This is a genomic window from Kitasatospora sp. NPDC058046, assembly GCF_042885595.1.
Classification (GTDB): domain Bacteria; phylum Actinomycetota; class Actinomycetes; order Streptomycetales; family Streptomycetaceae; genus Kitasatospora.
In genome coordinates this window covers 144,004-165,568 of record NZ_JBHVRS010000013.1, presented here as the reverse complement: position 1 = coordinate 165,568, position 21,565 = coordinate 144,004, and the positions used below count along the sequence as shown (strand labels likewise).

Sequence of the window (21,565 nt, the reverse complement as noted above, 5' to 3'; positions counted from 1 at the left end):
GATGGAGCAGCGCGCCGTCGTTCGTTGTGCCGAGGGGCACCTGTTCAGCACCACCACGTTCCCGATGCAGAACCTCGGTCCTGGCCGGCTCGGGCCCGGACGGTTGATCCGCTGCCCGCAGTGCGGACGGATGCGGAGTTCGGTGCTGGCCGACGTGCGGGAGCTGTCGGAGCCGCAACTGGCGCGGGCGATGCGGTTGGAGGCCGCGGAGTTCCTGGCCTGACGGTCGCGGAGGGACGGAACGGGCCCCGGGCGGATTCGTCCGGGGCCCTGTCGTGCACGTAACCTCGAAGCGTGCTGCTCTCTGACAAGGACATCCGGACCGAAATCGACCTGGGTCGGGTCGTCGTCGACCCGTTCGACCCGGCGATGATCCAGCCGTCGAGTATCGACGTGCGCCTCGACCGCTTCTTCCGCGTGTTCGAGAACCACAAGTACCCGCACATCGACCCCTCCGAGGAGCAGCCGGACCTGACCCGGCTGGTCGAGCCGGAGGGCGACGAGGCGTTCATCCTGCACCCCGGCGAATTCGTGCTGGCCTCGACGTACGAGGTCATCACGCTGCCCGACGACGTCGCGTCCCGGCTGGAGGGCAAGTCGAGCCTGGGCCGGCTGGGCCTGCTCACCCACTCCACGGCCGGCTTCATCGACCCCGGTTTCAGCGGCCACGTGACCCTGGAGCTGTCGAACGTCGCGACGCTGCCGATCAAGCTCTACCCGGGCATGAAGATCGGGCAGCTGTGCCTGTTCCGGCTCTCCTCGCCCTCGGAGCACCCGTACGGCTCGGAGCGCTACGGCTCGCGCTACCAGGGCCAGCGCGGCCCGACGCCGTCCCGCTCGTACCTGAACTTCCACCGCAGCGACGTCTGAGCACAGGACCCGCGGGTCCCACGGAGCGCACGCACGACGGGCGGCCTGACCCCTCACCCGAGGGATCAGGCCGCCCGCGGCGTTTCTCAGGCCCGCTTCGGGCTGGTGACGGCGACCAGCTCGGTGCCGTCCTCGGACAGCCGCAGCTCGGTGCGCAGCTCGGCCAGCTCGCCGAGGTGGTGCAGGTGGGTGCCGCCGCAGAAGATCTGCGCGCCGCCCTCGGGCAGCTCGCAGTGCCACTGGCGGCGGGCGGTGAGCTCGGGGCCGGGCACCTCGATGCGGACCGGGGCGTCGGCGGCGACCCAGGCGGCCAGCCGGGCGTTGACGGCCTCGGTGAGGGCCGGCAGGGCATCGGCGAGGGCCGGGAACTCCTCGGTGGCGTCCACCGTGAAGCCCTTCTTCTTCAGCGACTTGCCGAGCCGGTAGGTGTCGGTGCTGGCCGCGGTGTCCATCACCGAGCTCGCCATGGCGAGGCTGTCGAAGTCCGGGTGGCCGAAGGCGTCCGAGCGGCCCGGGTCCTTGCGCCAGCGCGGGGCGAGCGCGGCGTTCAGGGCGAGGGCGAGCAGGTGGCAGCCGCTGTGCGAGGCGCTGAGGGCGCCCCGGCGGTCGGCGTCGACGGCGAGCGCGGCGGTGCGGCCGACGAGGTCCCCCGGGTCGCCGTCGACGACGTGCAGGACCAGCCAGGACCACTCCTCGTCACCGCGCCGGACCGGGATGTCGGCGCCGACCAGCGGCTCCCCGCCCTCCGGGCCGACGGCGCCGGTCAGGCAGTCGACCACGGCCAGCTCGGTGCCGTCGACGGTCAGGGTGCCGAGGTCGGCCGGCTGGTCGGGCCAGGTGTGGTCGAGCGGGTGGAACGGGGTCGCCGCGGTGACGACGGCGTACCGGCCGTCGGCCAGCGGGTGCACCGCGAGCACCGGGGACTCGCCGGTCACCGCCCCGGCCGGGAAGCTGACGTGGGTGGTGGGGAGGGTCATTCCTGGCTCCGGTGAAGGTGGGACGACGAGGGTGGGGCGGGCCCGGCACTCGGCCGCGACCCGCCCCCATTCTGCCCTTCGCCCGTCGGAGCCCTCGGCCCGGCGTCGCTCCGCCCGGTGCGGCTCAGCCCAGCGTCGGCAGCTTGATCAGCACCAGCAGCGCCACCAGCTGTATCGCCGAGGCGGCTGCGGCCTTGCCCCAGGGCAGGTCGTGCAGCCGCCGGACCATGCTGGTCAGCAGGTACGCGCAGAGCATCCAGGTGGCCCAGCCGACGACCTGGACGACGGCGCTGCCGGAGGGCAGCACCAGGTCGAGCAGCAGCCGGGGCGCGTCGGTGAGCCAGCCGATCAGCGCGGCCAGGCCGACGGTCGCCTTCCACGGGCCGTCGCCGCCCAGCTGGCGGGCCATCGCGTAGGTGACCCCGCCGAAGAGCGCGCCGGCCACGGTGAAGCCGATGGCGGCGGCGAGGATGCCGGTCAGCGCCACGGTGAAGGTCGAGTTGACGATGTCGTCGTGGGTGAGCCCGATGCCGAGCACCGCGAGCGCGCCGTACAGCAGCGAGACGGTGAGCGCGGGCAGCCAGACCTGGTGGTCGCGGGTGCGGTCGAAGACCGCGGTCGGGCTGCGGAACAGGCCGGTGAACAGTTCGCGCCAGTGCGGTCGGGGCCCGGCGACGTGCGGGGCGGACTGGCCGCCGGCCCGGTAGACGGCGACGTTGTCCTGGCCGTACGGCTGCTGGTCGTAGCCCTGCTCGGCGCCGTAGCCCTGGTCGGGGCCGTAGCCCTGCTCGGGGCCGTAGGGCGGCTGCTGCCCGTGGCCGTCGTCGTAGTAGCCGTGCTCCTGGCCGGGGTGCCCCTGGTACGGCGGCTGTCCCTGGTACGGACCGCCGGCCGCGTACGGGTCGCCGACGGGGAAGGCCCGGGTGCTGCCGGGCCGGTCCGCCGCGTACGGGTCGTACCCGTCCCCCGCCGTCTGCCCGGGACCGCCGGGCGTGCCGGGACCACCGGGCGTGCCCGGACCGCCGGGCGCGCCGCCGGGCCCGCCGGGCGTCGCCGCGTGCGGGGCCGTGAAGTACTCCGGCCCGTCCGTCCCCCCGTGCCCCCCGGGCGCGGACGGCGGCGGAGGGGCCGACCACCCGCCGCGCGGACGGTCCGCGCCCTGACCGTTGTCGTATCGATTACCAGCCACGGTCCGAAGGTACCCGTCCGGCCCGGCCCGCGGCGGCCCCGGACGAAGCCGGGGCCGGTTTGCAGCGAGGCTGAGACGAACGGGGCCGAAAACCCGCGGGGCGCGGGGTGGCTACCGCTGTGCGCCGACCGACGGCCCGTGCACCGCCGCGGCCGCACTGGTGCCGGCCGGGCAGCCGCCCGGGCCGGCCGAGGTGCGGACGGCGCCGACCGGCAGCAGGGTGCCGCAGGCGATCCGGATGCCGTTCGGCAGCTCGTTGTCCGACTCCACGATCGCGCCGTCGCCGATCACCGCGCCGTCCAGCGCCGAGCGGTCGCCGACGGTGGCGAAGGCGCCCACGATCGAGTCCTTGACCAGGGTGTCCGGGCCGATCACCGCGCCGGGCAGGATCACGCTGCCCTCGACGATCGCGCCGGCCTCGACCACCGCGTCCTCGGCGACCACGGTGCCGCCGCTGAGCACCGCGCCCGGGTGGACGGTGGCGCCGGGCAGCAGCAGGGCGTCGCCGGTCGGGCCGGGGACGGCCGGGGAGTCGACCTTGCCGAGCACCAGGTCCGCCGAGCCGCGGACGAAGGCGGCCGGGGTGCCCAGGTCCAGCCAGTACGAGGTGTCGACGACACCGCGCAGCAGCGCGCCGGTGGCCAGCAGTTCGGGGAAGGTCTCGCGCTCGACGGACACCTCGCGGCCGGTCGGGATGCGGTCGATCACGGACCGGGTGAAGACGTAGCAGCCGGCGTTGATCTGGTCGGTGACGATCTGCTCCGGGGTCTCCGGCTTCTCCAGGAACTCCAGCACCCGCCCGTCCTCGTCGGTCGGGACGAGGCCGAAGGCCCGCGGGTCCTCGACCCGGGTCAGGTGCAGGGTGACGTCGGCCCCGGCGGCCACGTGGCCGTCGCGCAGGGCGGCGATGTCGACGCCGGAGAGGATGTCGCCGTTGAAGACCAGGACCGGTTCGTCCGGGCCGCAGGTCAGGCCGGAGGCGGCGTTGCGGATCGCCCCGCCGGTGCCCAGCGGCTCGCGCTCGGTCAGGTAGACGAGCTCGATGCCGTACGGGGTGCCGTCCTGGAAGTGGTCCTCGAACACCTCGGCCAGGTACGAGGTGGCCAGCACGACGCGGGTGACGCCGGCGGCGGCCGCGCGGGCCAACTGGTGCGCGATGAACGGGACGCCTGCCACCGGCAGCATCGGCTTGGGGGTGTGGGTGGTCAGCGGACGCAGTCGCGTGCCCTTACCACCGACCAGCATGATCGCCTCGGTCATGGTCTGCGCTGTTCCCCTTGTGGTCTCTGCGGCCCGGCCCGGCGGGCCGACACCTCGTCGTCGGTCTGGACCCGGCCGTGCGGCCGGCGCGGGTCGCCACCCGCCCGGGGCTTCCGTCCGGAACGGGTCGACCGGCACGAAGCCGGTCCGGGCCTACTGTATTTGCTTCCGACCGAATGCCCGTCCGGCGCCTGTGCGATTGCCGTCACCCCCCGTACGCCCGCCGTACCGGGGCGGGCCGTCCGGAGCGACCGAAAGCCCGGCCCGGCGGGCGCGTTCGCGGCGTCCACCGGGCCGGGCAGTTGTAGCAGAACTGTCGAACAGCGGGCTCGTCGGCGCCGGTCAGGCGCCCACCGTCGCGGGCTGCTCCTCGTCCCCGGTCGGCGGGAGGGCCTTCACCGAGTCGAGCAGCAGCTGGGCCACGTCGACCACCTTCAGGTGCTCCTTGGCCGCGCCCTCGTTCTTCTTGCCGTTGACCGAGTCGGAGAGCATCACCAGGCAGAACGGGCAGGCGGTGGAGACGATGTCCGGGTTGAGCGACAGCGCCTCGTCCACGCGCTCGGTGTTGATCCGCTTGCCGATGCGCTCCTCCATCCACATCCGGGCACCGCCGGCGCCGCAGCAGAAGCCGCGCTCCTTGTGCCGGTGCATCTCCTGCTGGCGCAGACCGGGGACCTTGTCCATGATCTCGCGCGGCGGGCTGTAGACCTTGTTGTGGCGGCCCAGGTAGCAGGGGTCGTGGTAGGTGATCAGGCCCTCGACCGGGTTGACCGGGATCAGCTTGCCCTCGTCGATGAGGTGCTGCAGCAGCTGGGTGTGGTGGATGACCTCGAAGTGGCCGCCCAGCTGCGGGTACTCGTTGGCGATGGTGTTGAAGCAGTGCGGGCAGGTGGCCACGATCCGCTTGACCGGGGCGTCCTCCAGGGCCGCGTTCAGCGTCTCCACGTTCTGCGCGCCGAGCATCTGGAACAGGAACTCGTTGCCCAGGCGGCGGGCGGAGTCACCGGTGCAGGACTCCTCCTTGCCGAGGATCGCGAACTTCACGCCCGCGGTGTGCAGCAGCTCGGCGAAGGCCTTGGTGGTCTTCTTGGCGCGGTCCTCCAGGGCCCCGGCGCAGCCGACCCAGTAGAGGTACTCGACCTCGGCGGGGTCGATGTCCTCGCCGATCACCGGCACCTCGATGCCGGTCTCCTTCTTGAGCTCCTTGACCCAGTCCAGGCGGGCCTTGGTGGCCATGCCCCACGGGTTGCCCTTGTTCTCCAGGTTCTTGAGCATCGTCCCGGCCTCGGTCGGGAACGAGGACTCGATCATCACCTGGTAGCGGCGCATGTCGACGATGTGGTCGATGTGCTCGATGTCCACCGGGCACTGCTCGACGCAGGCGCCGCAGGTGGTGCAGGACCACAGCACGTCCGGGTCGATGACGCCGTTCTCTTCGGCGGTGCCGATCAGCGGGCGCTCGGCCTCGGCCAGGGCGGCCGCCGGGACGTCCTTGAGCTGCTCGGAGGTGGCCCGCTCCTCGCCCTCCATGTCCTTGCCGCCACCGGCCAGCAGGTACGGCGCCTTGCCGTAGGCGTGCTCGCGCAGGCTCATGATCAGCAGCTTCGGCGAGAGCGGCTTGCCGGTGTTCCAGGCCGGGCACTGCGACTGGCAGCGGCCGCACTCGGTGCAGGTGGAGAAGTCGAGGATGCCCTTCCAGGAGAAGTGCTCGACCTGGGAGACGCCGAAGACGGCGTCCTCGGCCGGGTCCTCGAAGTCGATCGGCCGGCCGCCCGAGGTCATCGGACGGAGGGCACCGAGCGCGGTGCCGCCGTCCTCCTCGCGCTTGAAGTAGATGTTGAAGAAGCCGAGGAAGCGGTGCCAGGCCACGCCCATCGAGGGGTTGAGGCCGATGGTGGTCGCCCACGCGAACGAGATGCAGATCTTCAGCATCGCGAACAGGTAGATCAGGTTCTCCAGCGTGCCGTGCGACAGGCCGCCCAGCGCGGAGACCAGCGGGTACGAGACCAGGTGCTCCGGCCCGTACGAGTCGACGCCGTTGAGGGCGCCCTCCAGGCCGCGCAGCATCAGGATGCACAGGCCGATGCCGAGGATCGTGTACTCGACGTAGAAGGCCTGCCAGGCGATCGAGCCGGCGAACCGGGACTTGCGGCCGGACCGGGACGGCAGGCTCATCAGCCGGATCACGATCAGGACGGCGATGCCCAGCGTGGTCAGGGTGCCGACCAGCTCGACGAAGAGCTGCCAGATCATCCAGTGGCCGATGATCGGCAGCGCGAAGTCGGCGTCGAAGAGCTGGCCGAAGGCGTTGACGATGGTCAGCACCAGGCTGAAGAAGCCGACCGCCACGAACCAGTGGGCGATGCCGACGATCCCCCAGCGGTTCATCCTGGTGTGGCCGACGAACTCGGTCGCGACGGTCTTCACCCGCTGGGCGGGCTGCCCGAAGCGGGTGGAGTCCGGCGCACCGGTGCGGACCACCTTGTAGATGTACAGCGCCGCACGGGCGGCGAGCGCGGTGCCGATCACGAATGTGACCAGCGAGATGACGATCGCTGCTAGCTGCATCGGCTCTCCGTCTCCTGCGGCTTTGCGGTTGAGCAGGCTCTGCGTTACACGGTCTTGGGAACTGAGTGTACTGGTCGGTAACTTGCCGGGCCGACGGCCCGGACATTACCGGTGACCGACCGTCGTCCAGAAGATTCCCAAGCTATGGCGGCAGTCACGTGGCCGCACCCCCGCCCCGGCGTGGCGCGCCCGATCCGCCCCACCGCTCAGCAAAGTTGAGCGAGCGGCGCTCATAGCTGTTGACTCCGTCCACCGGGTCGTGCATCCTTGAGCCTGTAAAGCTCAACTCTTCCGTGGAGGTATCTACGATGGCACGCGCGGTCGGCATCGACCTCGGTACGACGAACTCGGTCGTCAGCGTTCTGGAGGGTGGCGAGCCCACCGTCATCACGAACGCCGAGGGCGCTCGGACCACGCCGTCCGTCGTCGCCTTCGCCAAGAACGGCGAGGTCCTCGTCGGCGAGGTGGCCAAGCGCCAGGCGGTCACCAACGTCGACCGCACCATCCGCTCGGTCAAGCGCCACATGGGCACCGGGTGGAAGATCAACATCGATGGCAAGGACTTCAACCCCCAGCAGATCTCGGCCTTCGTGCTGCAGAAGCTGAAGCGGGACGCCGAGGCGTACCTGGGCGAGACGGTCACCGACGCCGTCATCACCGTCCCGGCGTACTTCAACGACTCGGAGCGCCAGGCCACCAAGGAGGCCGGCGAGATCGCGGGCCTGAACGTCCTGCGCATCGTCAACGAGCCGACCGCGGCCGCCCTGGCGTACGGCCTGGACAAGGACGACCAGACCATCCTGGTCTTCGACCTCGGCGGCGGCACCTTCGACGTCTCCCTGCTGGAGATCGGCGACGGGGTCGTCGAGGTGAAGGCCACCAACGGTGACAACCACCTCGGTGGCGACGACTGGGACCAGCGCGTCGTCGACCACCTGGTCAAGGTCTTCCAGGGCGGCCACGGCGTCGACCTGTCCAAGGACAAGATGGCCCTCCAGCGTCTGCGCGAGGCCGCCGAGAAGGCCAAGATCGAGCTGTCCTCGTCCTCCGAGACCTCGATCAACCTGCCGTACATCACGGCCTCCGCCGAGGGCCCGCTGCACCTGGACGAGAAGCTCACCCGCGCCCAGTTCCAGCAGCTGACCGCGGACCTGCTGGAGCGCTGCAAGGTCCCGTTCCACAACGTCATCAAGGACGCCGGCATCTCGCTGTCCGAGATCGACCACGTCGTCCTCGTCGGCGGCTCGACCCGCATGCCGGCCGTCGCCGAGCTCGTCAAGGAGCTGACCGGCGGCCAGGACGCCAACAAGGGCGTCAACCCGGACGAGGTCGTCGCCATCGGCGCCGCGCTCCAGGCCGGTGTCCTGAAGGGCGAGGTCAAGGACGTCCTGCTGCTCGACGTCACCCCGCTGTCCCTCGGCATCGAGACCAAGGGCGGCATCATGACCAAGCTGATCGAGCGCAACACCACGATCCCGACCAAGCGCTCCGAGATCTTCACCACGGCCGAGGACAACCAGCCGTCCGTGCAGATCCAGGTCTACCAGGGCGAGCGCGAGATCGCGGCGTACAACAAGAAGCTCGGCATGTTCGAGCTGACCGGCCTGCCGCCGGCGCCGCGCGGCCTGCCGCAGATCGAGGTCACCTTCGACATCGACGCCAACGGCATCATGCACGTCGGCGCCAAGGACCTCGGCACCGGCAAGGAGCAGAAGATGACCGTCACCGGCGGCTCCTCGCTGCCGAAGGACGAGGTCGACCGCATGCGCCGCGAGGCCGAGCAGTACGCCGAGGACGACCACAAGCGCCGCGAGGCCGTCGAGACGCGCAACTCCGCCGAGCAGCTCGTCTACTCGACCGAGAAGTTCATCGCCGACAACGCCGACAAGCTGCCGGGCGACGTCAAGACCGAGGTCGAGACCGCCATCGGCGAGCTCAAGGAGGCCCTGAAGGGCGAGGACATCGCGAAGATCCGCGAGGCCTCGGAGAAGGTCTCCACCACCGCGCAGAAGCTCGGCCAGGCGCTGTACGCCAACGCCGACGCCACCGCCGGTGCCGCCCCCTCCGGTGACTCCGCCCAGGCCAAGGACGACGACGTCGTCGACGCCGAGATCGTGGACGACGAGAAGCCCAAGGGCGGTGCGGCATGACGGACAAGCCGCAGGGCGGCAAGCCCGGCGACGACTCCGCCGCCGAAGAGGCCGTGATCAAGGCTGCCGAGGAGGCCGCCGCGGCCGGCAGCGGGGAGTCCGGTTCGGAGGGTCTCGCCGCCGCCAAGCGCGAGCTCGCCGAGCGCACCGGTGACCTGCAGCGCCTCCAGGCCGAGTACCAGAACTACCGCAAGCGGGTCGAGCGCGACCGGCTGACCGTCCGCGAGATCGCCGTCTCCAACATCCTGGAGTCGCTGATCCCGGTCCTGGACGACATCGGCCGCGCCCGCGAGCACGGCGAGGTCACCGGCGGCTTCAAGTCCGTCGCCGAGTCGCTGGAGACGGTCGTCGCCAAGCTGGGCCTGCAGCAGTTCGGCAAGGAGGGCGAGCCCTTCGACCCGACCATGCACGAGGCGCTGATGCACAGCTACTCCTCGGACGTCACCGAGGACACCTGTGTCCAGGTCCTCCAGCCCGGCTACCGCATCGGCGAGCGGATCATCCGCCCGGCGATGGTGGCCGTCGCCGAGCCCCAGCCCGGCAGCCAGGCGTCCACGGACGCCGAGGCCAAGTCCGCCGACGCGGACAAGTCCGACGGTGGCTCGGACAGCTGACAACCTGTGACGGGTGACAACCAGTGCGCTGCGGAGTCGTACGCCGGCCAGTACGGCGGCCGGCTCCGCAGCGCGCTGTCAGCAGTCGTGCTCGCAGCCGCTGTTGACAGCTCAGTGACGATGGACATCGGGAGGTGGCGTACGCCATGAGTGGCAAGGACTTTGTCGAGAAGGACTACTACAAGGTCCTCGGCGTGCCCAAGGACGCCACCGCCACCGAGATCAAGAAGACCTACCGCAAGCTCGCGCGCGAGTTCCACCCCGACGCCAACAAGGGTGACGCCAAGGCCGAGGAGCGGTTCAAGGACATCTCCGAGGCGTACGACGTCCTCTCCGACGAGAAGCGCCGCAAGGAGTACGACGAGGCCCGCAGCCTCTTCGCCAACGGCGGCTTCCGGGCCGGCGGCGGCCCCGGCGGCACCGGCAGCTACAGCTTCGACTTCGGCGACCTCTTCAGCGGCAGCCAGGGCGGCGCCGGCAGCGGGGGCGGCATCGGCGACGTCTTCGGCGGCCTCTTCAACCGCGGCGGCACCCGGCAGGCCCAGCCCCGGCGCGGCGCCGACGTCGAGACCGAGGTGACGCTCTCCTTCGAGGAGGCGGTGGACGGCGCGACCGTCCCGCTGCGGATGACCAGCCAGGCCCCCTGCCGCAGCTGCAACGGCACCGGCGCCAAGACCGGCACCACCCCGCGGGTCTGCCCGACCTGCGTCGGCGCGGGCACCGTCAGCCGCGGCCAGGGCGCCTTCGCGCTCTCCGAGCCGTGCAAGGACTGCCGCGGCCGGGGCATGATCGTCGACGACCCGTGCACCGACTGCCACGGCAGCGGCCGGGCCAGCTCGGCCCGCACCATGCAGGTCCGCATCCCGGCCGGCGTCCAGGCCGACCAGCGCATCCGGCTCAAGGGCAAGGGCGCACAGGGCGAGCGCGGCGGACAGCCCGGCGACCTCTACGTCACCGTGCACGTCGACCCCCACCCCGTCTTCGGCCGCAAGGGCGACAACCTCACCGTCACCGTGCCGGTCACCTTCCCCGAGGCCACGCTCGGCGCCACCATCGAGGTGCCCACGCTGAACGGCCCCGCCGTGAAGCTCAAGCTGCCCCCGGGCAGCGCCAACGGCCTCACCATGCGCGCCCGCGGCAAGGGCGCCACCCGCAAGGACGGCACCCGCGGCGACCTCCTCGTCACCGTCGAGGTCGTGGTGCCGCAGCACGTCACCGGCGACGCGCTGAACGCCCTCGAGCAGTACCGCGAGGCCACCGCCTCCGACGATCCGCGCGCCGCCCTCTTCCGGGCGGCGAAGGGAGCGTGACGACCAGATGTCCCCGATGAACCCGATCGACCCCGACACCCCGATCGGCCTCGGCCTCGGCGAAGGCCTGCCCGGCACCGGCCCCCGCCGCACCCGCCGCGCCGCCGCGTCCCCGCCGCCGTACGTCCTCACCGAGGACACCCCGGTGTACGTCATCTCCGTGGCCGCCGAACTGTCCGGCCTGCACCCGCAGACCCTGCGCCAGTACGACCGCCTCGGCCTGGTCTGCCCCGACCGCACCGCCGGCCGCGGCCGCCGCTACTCCGCCCGCGACATCCAGCAGCTGCGCGAGGTCCAGCGGCTCTCCCAGGACGAGGGCATCAACCTGGCGGGCATCAAGCGGATCATCGAGCTGGAGAACCAGGTCACCGCCCTCCAGTCCCGCGTCACGGAACTGGTCGACTCCCTGGAAGGCGCCGCCACCGCCCTCCAGCAGCGCGAGGCCGCCGTCCACGCCTCCTACCGCCGCGACCTCGTCCCGTACCAGCCCCCCACTCCGCAGTCCAGCGCCCTCGTCGTCTGGCGCCCCAAGCGCTGACCGGGCACCCACCGGCCGCCGGCCCCTCCTCTCGGGGGGGTGCCGGCGGCTGCCGTGTGGTGAGAGAGTGCGGTCGCCGTCCCTCTCCGGGGCCCAATGGATCTGGCATGCTAAAAATCGTCCAGCGTCAGCGCTGATGGAACGCAGGTAGCACTGCAACGGCAAGGAGTCACGAATGAGTGGACGAGAGCAGCCCCTTGCCGCCGGCTCGACCATCCTCTCGGCGGAAGCACGCGAGCTGTATCTCGCCGTCGTCCGGGGTGACGGCAGTCTGCCGTCGGGTCCGAATTCCAACACCGATGATTCCGCACGGGACGAGCTGGTGAGGCTCGGACTTCTCGTCCCCGACGCCGATGACGCGGACTTCCTCGTGGCCGTCGATCCTGCGCAGCTCTCGACCAGTCTCAGCCATTCCTGGCAGCGCCAGGCGCTGGAACTCCTGTCCCGCGCGGTGTCCTTCCCATCCGAACTGCAGGAGCTGGCCCGGGAATTCCACACCCCGAATAACTCCGGGGGTTCGATAGAGCATGTGCGCGGGAAAGCCCTGATCAGGCAACGACTGGAGCAGTTCAGAGATTCCGGGTTCGAGGAGGCCCTGGCGCTCCAGCCTGGCGGCCCCCGCCAACCGGACCTCCTCGCCAGGATGATCGCCTACGACCTGAAGACGCTCAGCAGCGGTACCAGGATGCGGACGATCTACCACGCCAGCACCCGTTACCACCAGCCGACCAGGGATTACGTGGCGACGCTCGCGCAGGCCGGCGGCCAGTACCGGACCCTCGACGAGCCCTACACTCGACTCATCGTGATGGACCGGCGAGTGGCCGTGATCCCGATCGACGACGACATGAGCCTCGCGGCCTTCATCTACGACCCGGCCATCGTCGACTACCTCGCCAAGGAGGTGTTCGAGCAGTACTGGAGCCGCGCGCTCGAATTCGAGGGCGACCGGACGGTACCCCAGCAAGTGGTGTCCCGCCTGCGCCAGACGATCATCGACCAAATGCTCGAAGGCACCAACCACCGGGTGATCGCACGGCGCCTGGGAATCAGCGAACGGACACTGGCGAGACATATCGCCGAAATGCGGGACGACTACAAGGTCGACTCGCTGTTCCAACTCGGGTACGCGCTCGGCCGAAAGACTCAGGGCTCCGTCGACTGAACCGCCCGGCTACTTCCACCCGCATTCGACGAATTCACCAAAGAATTCCGCCCCCGCGACCACGCTCCCCGCCTGCCGCGTTCACTGCCAGGAGATGTCGTCCGCGATGGCAACGGCAGCCCTGCCGGCGGTCCCGTCCTGCGAGTCGGCGCCGATCGCGAGCGAGCCCGCACCGACCACCGCGGCGACGACAGCCAGCGAAAACACTATCTTGCAGACAAATCGGCGCATTTCGGTCACGCCCTCACTCTCTCTGCCTAGATCCGTCACTAGAAGCATCGAGCAGGATAACGGCTCAGATACAACTGCGCGAGAGGTGGCAACTGCCTGCCGCCGGTGGGCGGGATGTGCGTCATCTCCCTGCCAGTCATCCAGATGACACAGGCCAACTCTGGACGCGCCACCGCCCCGCGATGGACGATCAGTTCGCTCCCAATGGTCCGGCAAGGACACCACACCTTGCCAATGTACCGTCAAATTCTAAACCGTTCATCGGTGGCGTCAGTCCACAGAACGGTCCACAGCCAACGCATCGCCGACACACACTCCCCCGGTCGGCCTTTCCCCGGAGTCGACATGACCGAGCCCTACCTGCGTCACCACGACAGCCAGGCCCCTGAGGGTCGGCGTGCACGTGTGTTCCTGGCCGCCCCGCTGATGCGACTGACCGGGCCGGCCGACAGCGTGGTGACCCTCGCCAGCCGGACGCGGCTGACGACGCTCCGCACCACCCTCCTCCGCAGCGGCGCCGCCGTGTACAGCGCGCACCACAGCGACGCCTGGACCATCTCCGGCCGCGCGCCGGAGCCCCGCGTCCCCTCCGACTTCCGCGCCCTCCAGTCCGCGGACCTCGTGTTCGCCTACGTCGGCGCCCCGCTCTCGGCCGGCGTGAGCCTGGAGCTCGGCTGGGCGTCCGCGCTGCGCAAGCCGATCGTCCTCCTGGTCGACGAGGCCATCACCCACAACCCGCTGATCGCCACCATCGAGCAGGTCGCCCCCGTCCTCCCGCTGGTCTTCGACGACACCTGGTCGCAGGAGGCCCTCAACCACACGGTCGAGACCGCGCTCGACTGGGCCGGCATGGCGCTCTCCCTGCGCGAGGGCTTCTGGACCGCCCCCGGCGAGCAGTTCAACGTCCCCCGGCAGCAGCCCGCCGTCCCCGGCTACTGGCCGACCGGCGCCGCCACCGGCTGAGCAGCGACTACCCACCGGGCTCCCCCGCCCGGGCTCCCCGCATCTGCCAGCCCAACTGGAACAGCGTCTCCGCGTCGTACAGCTCACGCAGCCGGGCGATGTGACCGGCGACGGTGCGTTCGCTCAGCCCCAACCGGCTGGCGATCGCCCGCTGCGTGAGGCCGCGGGCGAGCAGCCGCCCGACCTGCTCGTGGGCGGCGGGTTCCGTCGACGTGGCCGCCAGATCGACCCAGTCCACGACCTGCGCCTGCCGCCACTGTTGTTCGAAGACCCCGACCAGGTACGTGACGGTCGCGGGATCCTCCACCACCGCAGCGGCCCTGTTGTCGGGGGCGGCCGGGATCAGGGCAACGGTTCGGTCGAAGATGAGGGTCCGGCTGAAGGCTGCGTCGAGGACACGGATCCGCGAACCGAGCTTCGTGGTCTCCGCCGCGTACTCGACCTGATCCCGGTCCAGCCTGGCCTGCGGTTGGTAGATCGTGCGCACCGAGCCACCGCGCTCGATGTAGCGGCACGTCTGCGCGAGGCTGTCCTCCCGCTGAGCCGGAGGATGGAACCTGCCCGGCTGGGCGGTCAGGCACTCGTGCGGATAGTCCTTGATGAGCTGGGAGAGCAGGTGCCGGATCTCCACCATGCCCGCCACCTGCCGGACGCCACTCGCCACGTCCCTACGACGCGGAGCCGCGTCGTAGGCCTGGGTGAGGTCCTCCAGCAGATCCGGGAGACTGGCTGCCCTGGCGAGCAGACGGCTGCTCTCCTCCCGTAGGTCGGCGCCCAGACGCTCGCTCACGGCCCGGGGGTTGATCGCGCTGTAGACGCCGTCCGCCGCGTGCAGAACCAGGAAGCCGAGGTCGGCGAGCTGCCTGACCCCCGCTTCGTCCTGCGCGCGGACCTCACTGACACGGAGGCGGCCGCCGTCCCTGAGGATCTCCCGGTAGAGCTCCCGGGCAGCGGCGTCCGGCAGGTCGGCGTCAAGCATCGTGGGCTCCCCGCATCTGCCAGCCCAGTTGGAACAGCGTCTCGGCGTCGTACTGATCCCGCAGCCGGGCGATGTGGGCCGCGACCGTCCGCTCGCCCAGGCCCAGGCGGGTGGCGATCGCCCGCTGGGTGAGGCCGCGGGCGAGCAGCCGGCCGACCTGCTCGGGCACGGACGGCTCGCTGGAACCGGATGCCAGGGAGGCCCAGTTGACGCCCTCGGCGTCCTGCCAGTGCAGTTCGAAGGTCCGCACCAGGAAGTCGACCACGGCCGGGTCGTCGATGACGGCCGCGCTGGTTACCCCCGGTGCGGCGGCGACCACGGCCACGGTGCGGTCGAAGATCAGCATCTTGGGGAACGAGAACGCCGCGACCCTGATGTGGCAGCCGATCCCGGTCAGCCGGGCAGCCAGTCGGACGGTCGAGGCGTCGAGACGGGCCGCGGACTGGTAGAGGGTGCGGATCGAACCACCTGTCTCCAGGAAGCGGCGGGCGTGGTTCACGGTGTCGTCGGCGGCGTCCACCGGCCGGGCGCCGCCGGGGTGGGCGCAGAGTGCCTCGTGGCGGAGCTCCTCGGAGAGTTGGGAGACCTGGTGCCGGATGTTCTCCATGCCCTCGACGACCCGGGTGCTCCCGGAGCGGTCGCGGCGGCGGGACGCCGCGTCATAGGCGACGGTGAGGTCGCCGAACACGTCCGGGAGTTCTTCGGCCCGTGTCAGCAGACGCGTGCCGGCCGCCCGCAGGTCGGCGCCGATCCGGGCCGTGACCGAGCGCGGGTCCACCGCGCTGAGCGAGCCGTCCAGGACGTACGGCTTCAGCAGCCCCAGGTCCATCAGGGTCTGGACGGTCTGCGCGTCCTCCTCCGCCACGTCCGCGATCCGGATCCGGCCGCCATCGCGCAGGATGGCCAGGTAGAGGGCGCGGGCGGTGTCGTCGGGCAGGGCGAATCCGGTGTCGGTCACAGCCGCTCCCCCCGCATCTGCCAGCCCAGCTGGAACAGCGTCTCGGCGTCGTACTGCTCCCGCAGCCGGGCGATGTGGCCGGCCACGGTCCGCTCGCCCAGGCCCAGGCGGGTGGCGATCGCGCGCTGGGTGAGGCCCTGGGCGAGCAGTCGGGCGATCTGCTGATGGCTGGGCGAGTCGGCGGAACCGGCGGCCAGGGCAGCCCAGTTGACTCCCTCGGCGCGCTGCCAGAGCTGCTCGAAGGTGTCCACCACGAAGGACACCATCGCCGGGTCGTCGACCACGGCGGCGCTGGTGTGATCGGGAGCGGCCGGGATGACGGCCACGGTGCGGTCGAAGACCAGGAAGCGTGTGAACGGGACGGCGAGGATCCGGGTGGTGCAGCCGAGCAGGGCGACCTCGGCGGCGAAGCGGACGGTCGGCGGGTCCAGTCTGGCCGAGGCCTCGTAGAGCGAGCGCACGGTGCCACCGCGCTCGTGGACGCGGCGGGCGCGGTCGAGGGAGTCGGGTAGCAGTTCGGCGGGACGGGGGCCGCCGGGCTGGGCGGTCATCGTCTCGTCGGGGAACTCCTGGGCCAGCAGTTCCAGTTCGTGCCGGATGTCCTCCTTCGCCGTGAGGTAGCGGACCCCGGCCGTGCCGCTCCGCCGTTTCGGGGTCGCGTCGTAGGCGCGGGTCAGTTCGCCCATCAGCTCGGGCAGTTGCTCGGCCTCCACGAGCAGGCGGGCGCTCTGTCGGCGGATCTCGGTGCCGATCCGCTCCGTGGCCGCCCGCGGGTCCACCGCGCTGTACGCCGCGTCCTGCAACTGCGGCACCAGCAGCCCGAGTTCCACCAGCCGTCGGAGCGCAGGCCCGTCTTCCGCGCCGACCTCGGCCGCCCGGACCCGGCCGCCCTCGCGCAGGACGGCGAGGTAGAGGGCGCGGGCGGCGGCGTCCGGGAGGGCGGCGGAGAGCGGGGTGGCGGGGGTGTCAGTCATGGTGTTCTCCGCGGAGCTGCCAGCCGAGGTGGAAGAGGCTGTGGGCGCCGTAGCGGTCGCGCAGCCGGGAGATGTGGGCGGCGACGGTGCGTTCGCTCACGCCGAGCCGGGTGGCGACGGCCCGTTGGGTGAGGCCTCGGGCGAGCAGCCGGCCGATCCGGACGGTGGTGACGGACGGCGGGTCGAGGTGGCGGTCGGCGGGGGTGGCGCGGGCCCAGTCGCGTTCGAACTGGGCGACCAGGTAGGCGACGGTGGTGGGGTCGGTGAGGAAGGCGGCCCGGTTGCGGTCCTCGTCGGCGGGGATGACGGCCACCGCGCGGTCGAAGACCAGTACCCGCTCGTACGGTTCGGCGAGGACGCGGACCTGGGCGCCGTGCCCGGTGCGCAGCGCGACCTGGCTCCGTGCGGCGGGGTCGGCGAGGGTGACCGGCTGGTAGACGGTGCGCAGCGAGCAGCCGCGGCGGAGCAGCGAGAGGTCCTGGGCGAGGGCCATCCGGAGGGCTTCGAGGGGACGCGGTCCGGGCTGGGCGGCGAGGACCTCCTCCCGGCATTCCGAGACGAGTTCGCCGACCCGCCGGCGGACTTCGGCGGCGTCGTCGACGGTGCCGGCCGCGGGATCGCCGGTACCGGGATCGCCTGCACCGGGGTGGACAGCCGGGAGGTCGACGCCCGGGTGGCGGGCGGCGTCGTAGGCGCGGGCCAGTGGCCCGAGGGTGCCCGGGAGCCGCTCGGCGTGCCGTAGCAGGCGGAGGGCGCGGGTGCGCAGTTCGAGGCCGATCCGGTCGCCGAGGGCGCGCGGGCTGGCGGCGGTCCAGCCGGTGGCGGTGGGGGTGAGCAGGCCGCGGGCGACGAGGGCGGCCAGGGTGGGGCGGTCGGCGGGGGCGAGGTCCTCGGGGCGCAGTCGGCCGCCGCCCCGGACGGCGGTGAGGTAGAGCGCCCGCTCGGCCGGGCCCGGCTCATCGGTCATCGCGGGAGCCTCGCATCAGCCAGCCGAGTTGGAAGAGGGTCTGGGCGCCGTAGCGGTCGCGCAGCCGGGAGATGTGGGCGGCGACGGTGCGTTCGCTCAGGCCCAGCCGGGTGGCGACGGCGCGCTGGGTGAGGCCGCGGGCGAGCAGCCGACCGACCCGGTCGGGGATGGTGCGGGCGGGTGTCTGGCCGGGGGCGGCGGCGCCGGCGGTGTCGGCGCGGGCCCAGTCGCGTTCGAAGGTGCCGACCAGGTAGGTGATGGTGGCCGGGTCGGTGATGAAGGCGGCGGTGCTGTTGTCGTCGTTGGCGGAGATCACGGCGACGGTCCGGTCGAAGACGATCAGCCGCTGGAAGGGCTCGTCGAGCACCCGGATGAGCGAGCCGTGCCGGGTGACCTCCTCGGCGTAGGCGAGGGCGGGCGGGTCGGCGAGGGCGACCGGCTGGTAGATGGTGCGCAGCGAGCAGCCGCGCCGGAGCAGTTGGACGTCCTGGAGGAGGGCGACCTGGAGGGTGTCGGCGGGCCGGTGGCCGGGTTGCGCGGTGAGGACCTCGGAGCGGCAGTCGGAGACCAGTTGGGAGATCCGCTGGCGGATGTGGACGTGCCCCTCGACATGGACGGCGCCGCCGGCCCGGTCGGTCGGCCGGGGCATCGCGTCGTAGGCCCGGGTGAGGCCGTCGAGGGCGCCCGGGAGGTTCTCCGCGCGGACCAGCAGCCGGGTGGCCTCGCTGCGCAGTTCGGCGCCGAGGCGGTCGCTGACCGAGCGCGGGCTGACGGCGGTGTAGCAGCGGTCCATCCGGTTGACCATCAACAGGCCGATGTCGATGAGCTGTTGGAGCGCGCCCCGGTCGGCGTCCGCGACCTCGCCGGTGGGGACGCGGCCGCCCTCGGCGATGATGGCCAGGTAGAGCTGCCGGGCGGCCTCGTCGGGCTCCTCGCCCACCGGTCCCTGCTGCGGTGTGACCGCCGGTTCCGCCGTCACGTCGCACTCTCCCTGCCGGACGCCTCTCCCCTGGTGCTGCCCCTGTTCCTCGCCGCGCGGGCCGCGGCACCGGTGGGCCGGGCGGGCTCACGGTGCCGGTGGGCGGTACGGCGTGATCATGGATCAGGCGGTCACGGTACCGGGTGGGACGGCGGACCCCCGGGCCCGGGTGCCGTCGCACGCCGGGTCGTCCGGGGGCCGCCATCGGTACGCCAATGCCAAGGCGCTCCCGTCGAGGCGGAGCAGCAACGCCTCGACGGGTCCGGCCGGGAGGCCATCACCACACATGGTCCCGGCCGGCGCCCTTCCCCCCCGTTCCACCGGTGCGGGTTGTCGCACCTGCGGTCAGTTTCGAAGAGCGAGTCGCCACCATCAGGCTGCGGTTGCCTGGACGACTTGGCGTGCCTCCACCCTCACAGCGTGACGGCCGGTGAACAAGTGCCGCCCGAGTGCATGTTCGCGCAATTGCAGCTATCTGCATCCGGGGGCGGCCGCGGGCGGTTCGGGCGGTGGGGCGGATTCCGGTGGGAACCCGGGCCTGGAAGGGGAGTCGGCGCCGACCGGCACTTCCGCCGGGCGGCTGTGCGCGGTCGTCCCTGCCGTGCACGTTCCTGCATCCGCGGCGTGCTCCTGAGCCGTACCGTCCGCGCGCGGGGACGGGCCCCGCACCACGCGGACGGCCGCCCCGGGCGACGGGCTTCTCAGCGGGCCAGCAGCCGCCCCCGCGCGAGCCCGGCCGCGGTGCCGCCCGCGGCGAGCACCCAGGCGGACGTCAGCAGCAGGTAGAGGCCGACGGCCAGCGCGCTGAAGCCCGCGAAGCCGGTGTGCCGGGCGAGCGCGGAGGCGCCGGTGACGCAGGTGCCGACCGGGAAGGTGTACGCCCACCAGGTCATCGCGAACGGCATCCCGGCCCGGCGGGCCCGCAGGTTGGCGGCGAGCGCGACGGCCAGCCAGAGCATCGCGACGCCGATCACCGCCACGCCGTACAGCTCGGCGAGGTCGGTCATGGCGGGGGCCAGCGCGGGCAGTACCGGGCGGGCGGCGTCGGCGAGCTGGTGGACCGCGGTGACGGACTGGCCGAGCGGGCCGAGCACCAGGAACAGCGTGGGGGTGAGCGCCAGGGCGGGCAGCCTGCTGTGGAACAGCCCGGTGAACACCACCGGCAGCAGCACCAGGGTGGCCAGCAGGCCGACGCCGAACAGCGCCCAGCAGCCGTACAGCATGGCCTGCTGGGCCGTTCCGGCCGGCAGGTGCGGGACGAGCGCCGGGCCGCAGGCGGAGGCGACCAGCGGGGCGACCACCGGCAGCAGCCAGGTCGGGTTGGCCTCCAGGGCGGAGACCCGGTGCCGGGTGATCATCAGGTACGGGATGCCGCCGGCCACGGCCAGCGCGTACACGGTGCCGAGGCTCCACAGCACCGCGTCCAGGGCGACCGCCGGGCCGGTGCCGATGACCCGGGAGCCGAGCAGCATGGTGCCCAGTCCGACCGAGAGCAGCGCCATCGGCGGACAGCCGTAGAAGACCGCGGTCGCCGGGTTGTCCAGCAGCTGGGCGCGGGCCGCCTCGCGGTGCCGGGTGAGGTGGACCAGCCGGGCCCCGGCCAGCACCAGCAGGGCGGCCAGCGCGAGCGCCCACAGCACCTCGCCGAAGCCGGTCAGCCCGGGCGGCCGCACCGGCAGGACGGCGGCGCCGTTCGCCAGGATCGCGGTGCCCATCACGGCGGCGTACCAGTTGGGGCCGAGCTGGGCGAGGTCGGGCCGGCGGCGGGCGGCGGGGCGGGCGAGGGGTCGGATACCGGCCAGAGTGGACATGCTCCCACCGTCGCCCGGAGGGCCCGGCGGCCGGTAGCGCCGGGGCTTCTATGGGGGCATAGCCTGGATCTATGCCCCTCTCCTCGCACGTCCCCGAACTCGGCGCCCTGGAACTGCTGCTCGCGGTGGCCCGGCTGGGCAGCGTCGGACGGGCGGCGGCCGAGCTGGGTGTCAGCCAGCCGACCGCCAGCGCCCGGATCAAGGGCATGGAGCGACAGATCGGCGTCGCGCTGCTGGACCGCTCGCCCCGGGGCAGCCGGCCGACCGAGGCGGGCCGGCTGGTGGTCGAGTGGGCCCGGCAGGTGGTGGAGGCGGCGCAGGCGCTGGACGCCGGGATCGACGCGCTGCGCGAGCGGCGGGACGCCAAGCTGCGGGTGGTGGCCAGCCTGACCGTCGCCGAGTACCTGATGCCCGGCTGGCTGCTGGGCCTGTCCGAGGCCAGCCCGGGCACCGCGGTGACGCTGCGGACGGCGAACTCGGCGGAGGTCGCCGGGCACGTCCTGGCCGGGGACGCCGACCTCGGCTTCGTCGAGGGCCCGTCCACCCCGCCCGGGCTGGCCGGCGCGGTGGTGGCGGCGGACCGGCTGGTGGTCGTGGTGGCGCCCGGCCACCCGTGGGCGCGCCGCCACGCCCCGCTGACCGGGACCGAGCTGGCGGCCGTCCCGCTGGTGCTGCGCGAGCCCGGCTCGGGCACCCGGGAGGTGCTGGAGGCGGCCCTGAAGCCGTACGGGGGCGCGGCGCGGCCCCGGATGGAGCTGGCCTCGTCGACCGCGCTGAAGGCGGCGGCGATGACCGGGGCGGGGCCGGTCTGCCTGAGCGAGCTGGCCGTGGTGGAGGAGCTGGCCACCCGGCGGCTGGTCGAGGTGCCGCTGGTGGAGGAGCTGGACCTGCGGCGGCCGCTGCGCGCGGTCTGGCCGGCCGGGCAGCGGCCGAGCGGGCCGGCCCGGGAGCTGCTGGGGCTGACCCGGCGGCCCGTCGGGCGTCCGGCGGCGCGCCGGCTTCCCCCGGCCTGAAGAAGCCCTGTCCCGGGAAAGGTTGAGCGGAATAGACTCAACTTAGTGC

Annotated in this window: 19 protein-coding genes and 1 pseudogene; 9 read left to right on the top strand and 11 right to left on the bottom strand. The window is 72.2% G+C overall.

What is annotated here, in order from left to right:
• Position 1 precedes the first annotated feature (1 nt).
• Both ACFVU7_RS25395 and dcd read left to right on the top strand, forming a co-directional pair.
• Positions 2-223, top strand: coding sequence for a hypothetical protein (locus tag ACFVU7_RS25395; protein ID WP_074001850.1), 222 nt, complete (start codon positions 2-4; stop codon positions 221-223).
• Positions 224-294: 71 nt separating this feature from the next.
• On the top strand, positions 295-870 hold the full coding sequence (gene dcd / locus ACFVU7_RS25390) for a dCTP deaminase (RefSeq protein WP_049651628.1): 576 nt from the start codon (positions 295-297) through the stop codon (positions 868-870).
• 86 nt (positions 871-956) lie between these two features.
• On the opposite strand, the gene ACFVU7_RS25385 is transcribed toward dcd, so the two are convergent.
• From ACFVU7_RS25385 to ACFVU7_RS25370, 4 genes and pseudogenes are all read right to left on the bottom strand, one after another.
• On the bottom strand, positions 957-1,847 hold the full coding sequence (locus ACFVU7_RS25385) for a metal-dependent hydrolase (protein WP_074001851.1): 891 nt from the start codon (positions 1,845-1,847) through the stop codon (positions 957-959).
• Between the two features lie 124 nt (positions 1,848-1,971).
• Complete coding sequence (locus ACFVU7_RS25380) at positions 1,972-3,036, bottom strand: Yip1 family protein (protein ID WP_074001852.1); 1,065 nt, start codon at positions 3,034-3,036, stop codon at positions 1,972-1,974.
• A 186-nt stretch (positions 3,037-3,222) separates the two neighbouring features.
• Positions 3,223-4,296: pseudogene (locus ACFVU7_RS25375) on the bottom strand (sugar phosphate nucleotidyltransferase); the annotation flags it as partial.
• Between the two features lie 342 nt (positions 4,297-4,638).
• The gene (locus ACFVU7_RS25370) at positions 4,639-6,864 is read right to left on the bottom strand and encodes a (Fe-S)-binding protein (protein WP_074001853.1); all 2,226 of its coding nucleotides are present in this window, start codon (positions 6,862-6,864) and stop codon (positions 4,639-4,641) included.
• Positions 6,865-7,172: 308 nt separating this feature from the next.
• On the opposite strand from ACFVU7_RS25370, the gene dnaK reads away from it, so the two are divergent.
• The 5 genes from dnaK to ACFVU7_RS25345 all read left to right on the top strand — a co-directional run bounded on the left by dnaK (position 7,173) and on the right by ACFVU7_RS25345 (position 12,641).
• Positions 7,173-9,014, top strand: coding sequence for a molecular chaperone DnaK (dnaK, locus tag ACFVU7_RS25365; protein WP_074001854.1), 1,842 nt, complete (start codon positions 7,173-7,175; stop codon positions 9,012-9,014).
• A complete protein-coding gene (gene grpE, locus ACFVU7_RS25360; protein WP_049650422.1) occupies positions 9,011-9,628 on the top strand; it encodes a nucleotide exchange factor GrpE in 618 nt (205 codons plus the stop codon). Before dnaK ends, grpE begins: the two co-directional genes overlap by 4 nt.
• Before the next feature lie 146 nt (positions 9,629-9,774).
• Positions 9,775-10,938 (top strand): molecular chaperone DnaJ, encoded by a 1,164-nt coding sequence (gene dnaJ / locus ACFVU7_RS25355; protein ID WP_049650429.1) that lies wholly within the window; start codon positions 9,775-9,777, stop codon positions 10,936-10,938.
• A 7-nt stretch (positions 10,939-10,945) separates the two neighbouring features.
• Positions 10,946-11,476, top strand: coding sequence for a heat shock protein transcriptional repressor HspR (locus ACFVU7_RS25350; protein ID WP_388047287.1), 531 nt, complete (start codon positions 10,946-10,948; stop codon positions 11,474-11,476).
• A gap of 175 nt (positions 11,477-11,651) precedes the next feature.
• The gene (locus ACFVU7_RS25345; RefSeq protein ID WP_074001855.1) at positions 11,652-12,641 is read left to right on the top strand and encodes a helix-turn-helix domain-containing protein; all 990 of its coding nucleotides are present in this window, start codon (positions 11,652-11,654) and stop codon (positions 12,639-12,641) included.
• Positions 12,642-12,722: 81 nt separating this feature from the next.
• Here ACFVU7_RS25345 and ACFVU7_RS25340 read toward each other — a convergent pair whose 3' ends face one another.
• Positions 12,723-12,881, bottom strand: coding sequence for a hypothetical protein (locus ACFVU7_RS25340; protein ID WP_158077685.1), 159 nt, complete (start codon positions 12,879-12,881; stop codon positions 12,723-12,725).
• Positions 12,882-13,217: 336 nt separating this feature from the next.
• Between ACFVU7_RS25340 and ACFVU7_RS25335 the strand changes: the two genes are divergently transcribed.
• The gene (locus ACFVU7_RS25335) at positions 13,218-13,835 is read left to right on the top strand and encodes a hypothetical protein (protein WP_143204511.1); all 618 of its coding nucleotides are present in this window, start codon (positions 13,218-13,220) and stop codon (positions 13,833-13,835) included.
• Between the two features lie 7 nt (positions 13,836-13,842).
• Here the strand turns inward: ACFVU7_RS25335 and ACFVU7_RS25330 are convergent, their stop codons facing one another.
• The 6 genes from ACFVU7_RS25330 to ACFVU7_RS25305 all read right to left on the bottom strand — a co-directional run bounded on the left by ACFVU7_RS25330 (position 13,843) and on the right by ACFVU7_RS25305 (position 20,503).
• Positions 13,843-14,814 (bottom strand): LuxR C-terminal-related transcriptional regulator, encoded by a 972-nt coding sequence (locus ACFVU7_RS25330; RefSeq protein WP_388047285.1) that lies wholly within the window; start codon positions 14,812-14,814, stop codon positions 13,843-13,845.
• Positions 14,807-15,772 carry a LuxR family transcriptional regulator gene (locus tag ACFVU7_RS25325; protein WP_388047283.1) on the bottom strand — a complete coding sequence of 322 codons (966 nt, stop codon included), beginning with the start codon at positions 15,770-15,772 and terminating at the stop codon, positions 14,807-14,809. The genes ACFVU7_RS25330 and ACFVU7_RS25325 overlap by 8 nt, the downstream gene beginning before the upstream one ends.
• Positions 15,769-16,746 carry a helix-turn-helix domain-containing protein gene (locus ACFVU7_RS25320; RefSeq protein ID WP_388047281.1) on the bottom strand — a complete coding sequence of 326 codons (978 nt, stop codon included), beginning with the start codon at positions 16,744-16,746 and terminating at the stop codon, positions 15,769-15,771. The genes ACFVU7_RS25325 and ACFVU7_RS25320 overlap by 4 nt, the downstream gene beginning before the upstream one ends.
• Complete coding sequence (locus ACFVU7_RS25315) at positions 16,739-17,713, bottom strand: LuxR C-terminal-related transcriptional regulator (RefSeq protein WP_388047279.1); 975 nt, start codon at positions 17,711-17,713, stop codon at positions 16,739-16,741. Before ACFVU7_RS25315 ends, ACFVU7_RS25320 begins: the two co-directional genes overlap by 8 nt.
• Positions 17,703-18,692, bottom strand: coding sequence for a LuxR C-terminal-related transcriptional regulator (locus tag ACFVU7_RS25310; protein ID WP_049650416.1), 990 nt, complete (start codon positions 18,690-18,692; stop codon positions 17,703-17,705). The genes ACFVU7_RS25315 and ACFVU7_RS25310 overlap by 11 nt, the downstream gene beginning before the upstream one ends.
• 701 nt (positions 18,693-19,393) lie before the next feature.
• Positions 19,394-20,503 (bottom strand): TDT family transporter, encoded by a 1,110-nt coding sequence (locus tag ACFVU7_RS25305; protein WP_388047278.1) that lies wholly within the window; start codon positions 20,501-20,503, stop codon positions 19,394-19,396.
• 71 nt (positions 20,504-20,574) lie between these two features.
• Between ACFVU7_RS25305 and ACFVU7_RS25300 the strand changes: the two genes are divergently transcribed.
• Entirely contained in the window at positions 20,575-21,516 is a 942-nt protein-coding gene (locus ACFVU7_RS25300; protein ID WP_388047277.1) for a LysR family transcriptional regulator, read from the top strand.
• Positions 21,517-21,565 lie beyond the last annotated feature (49 nt).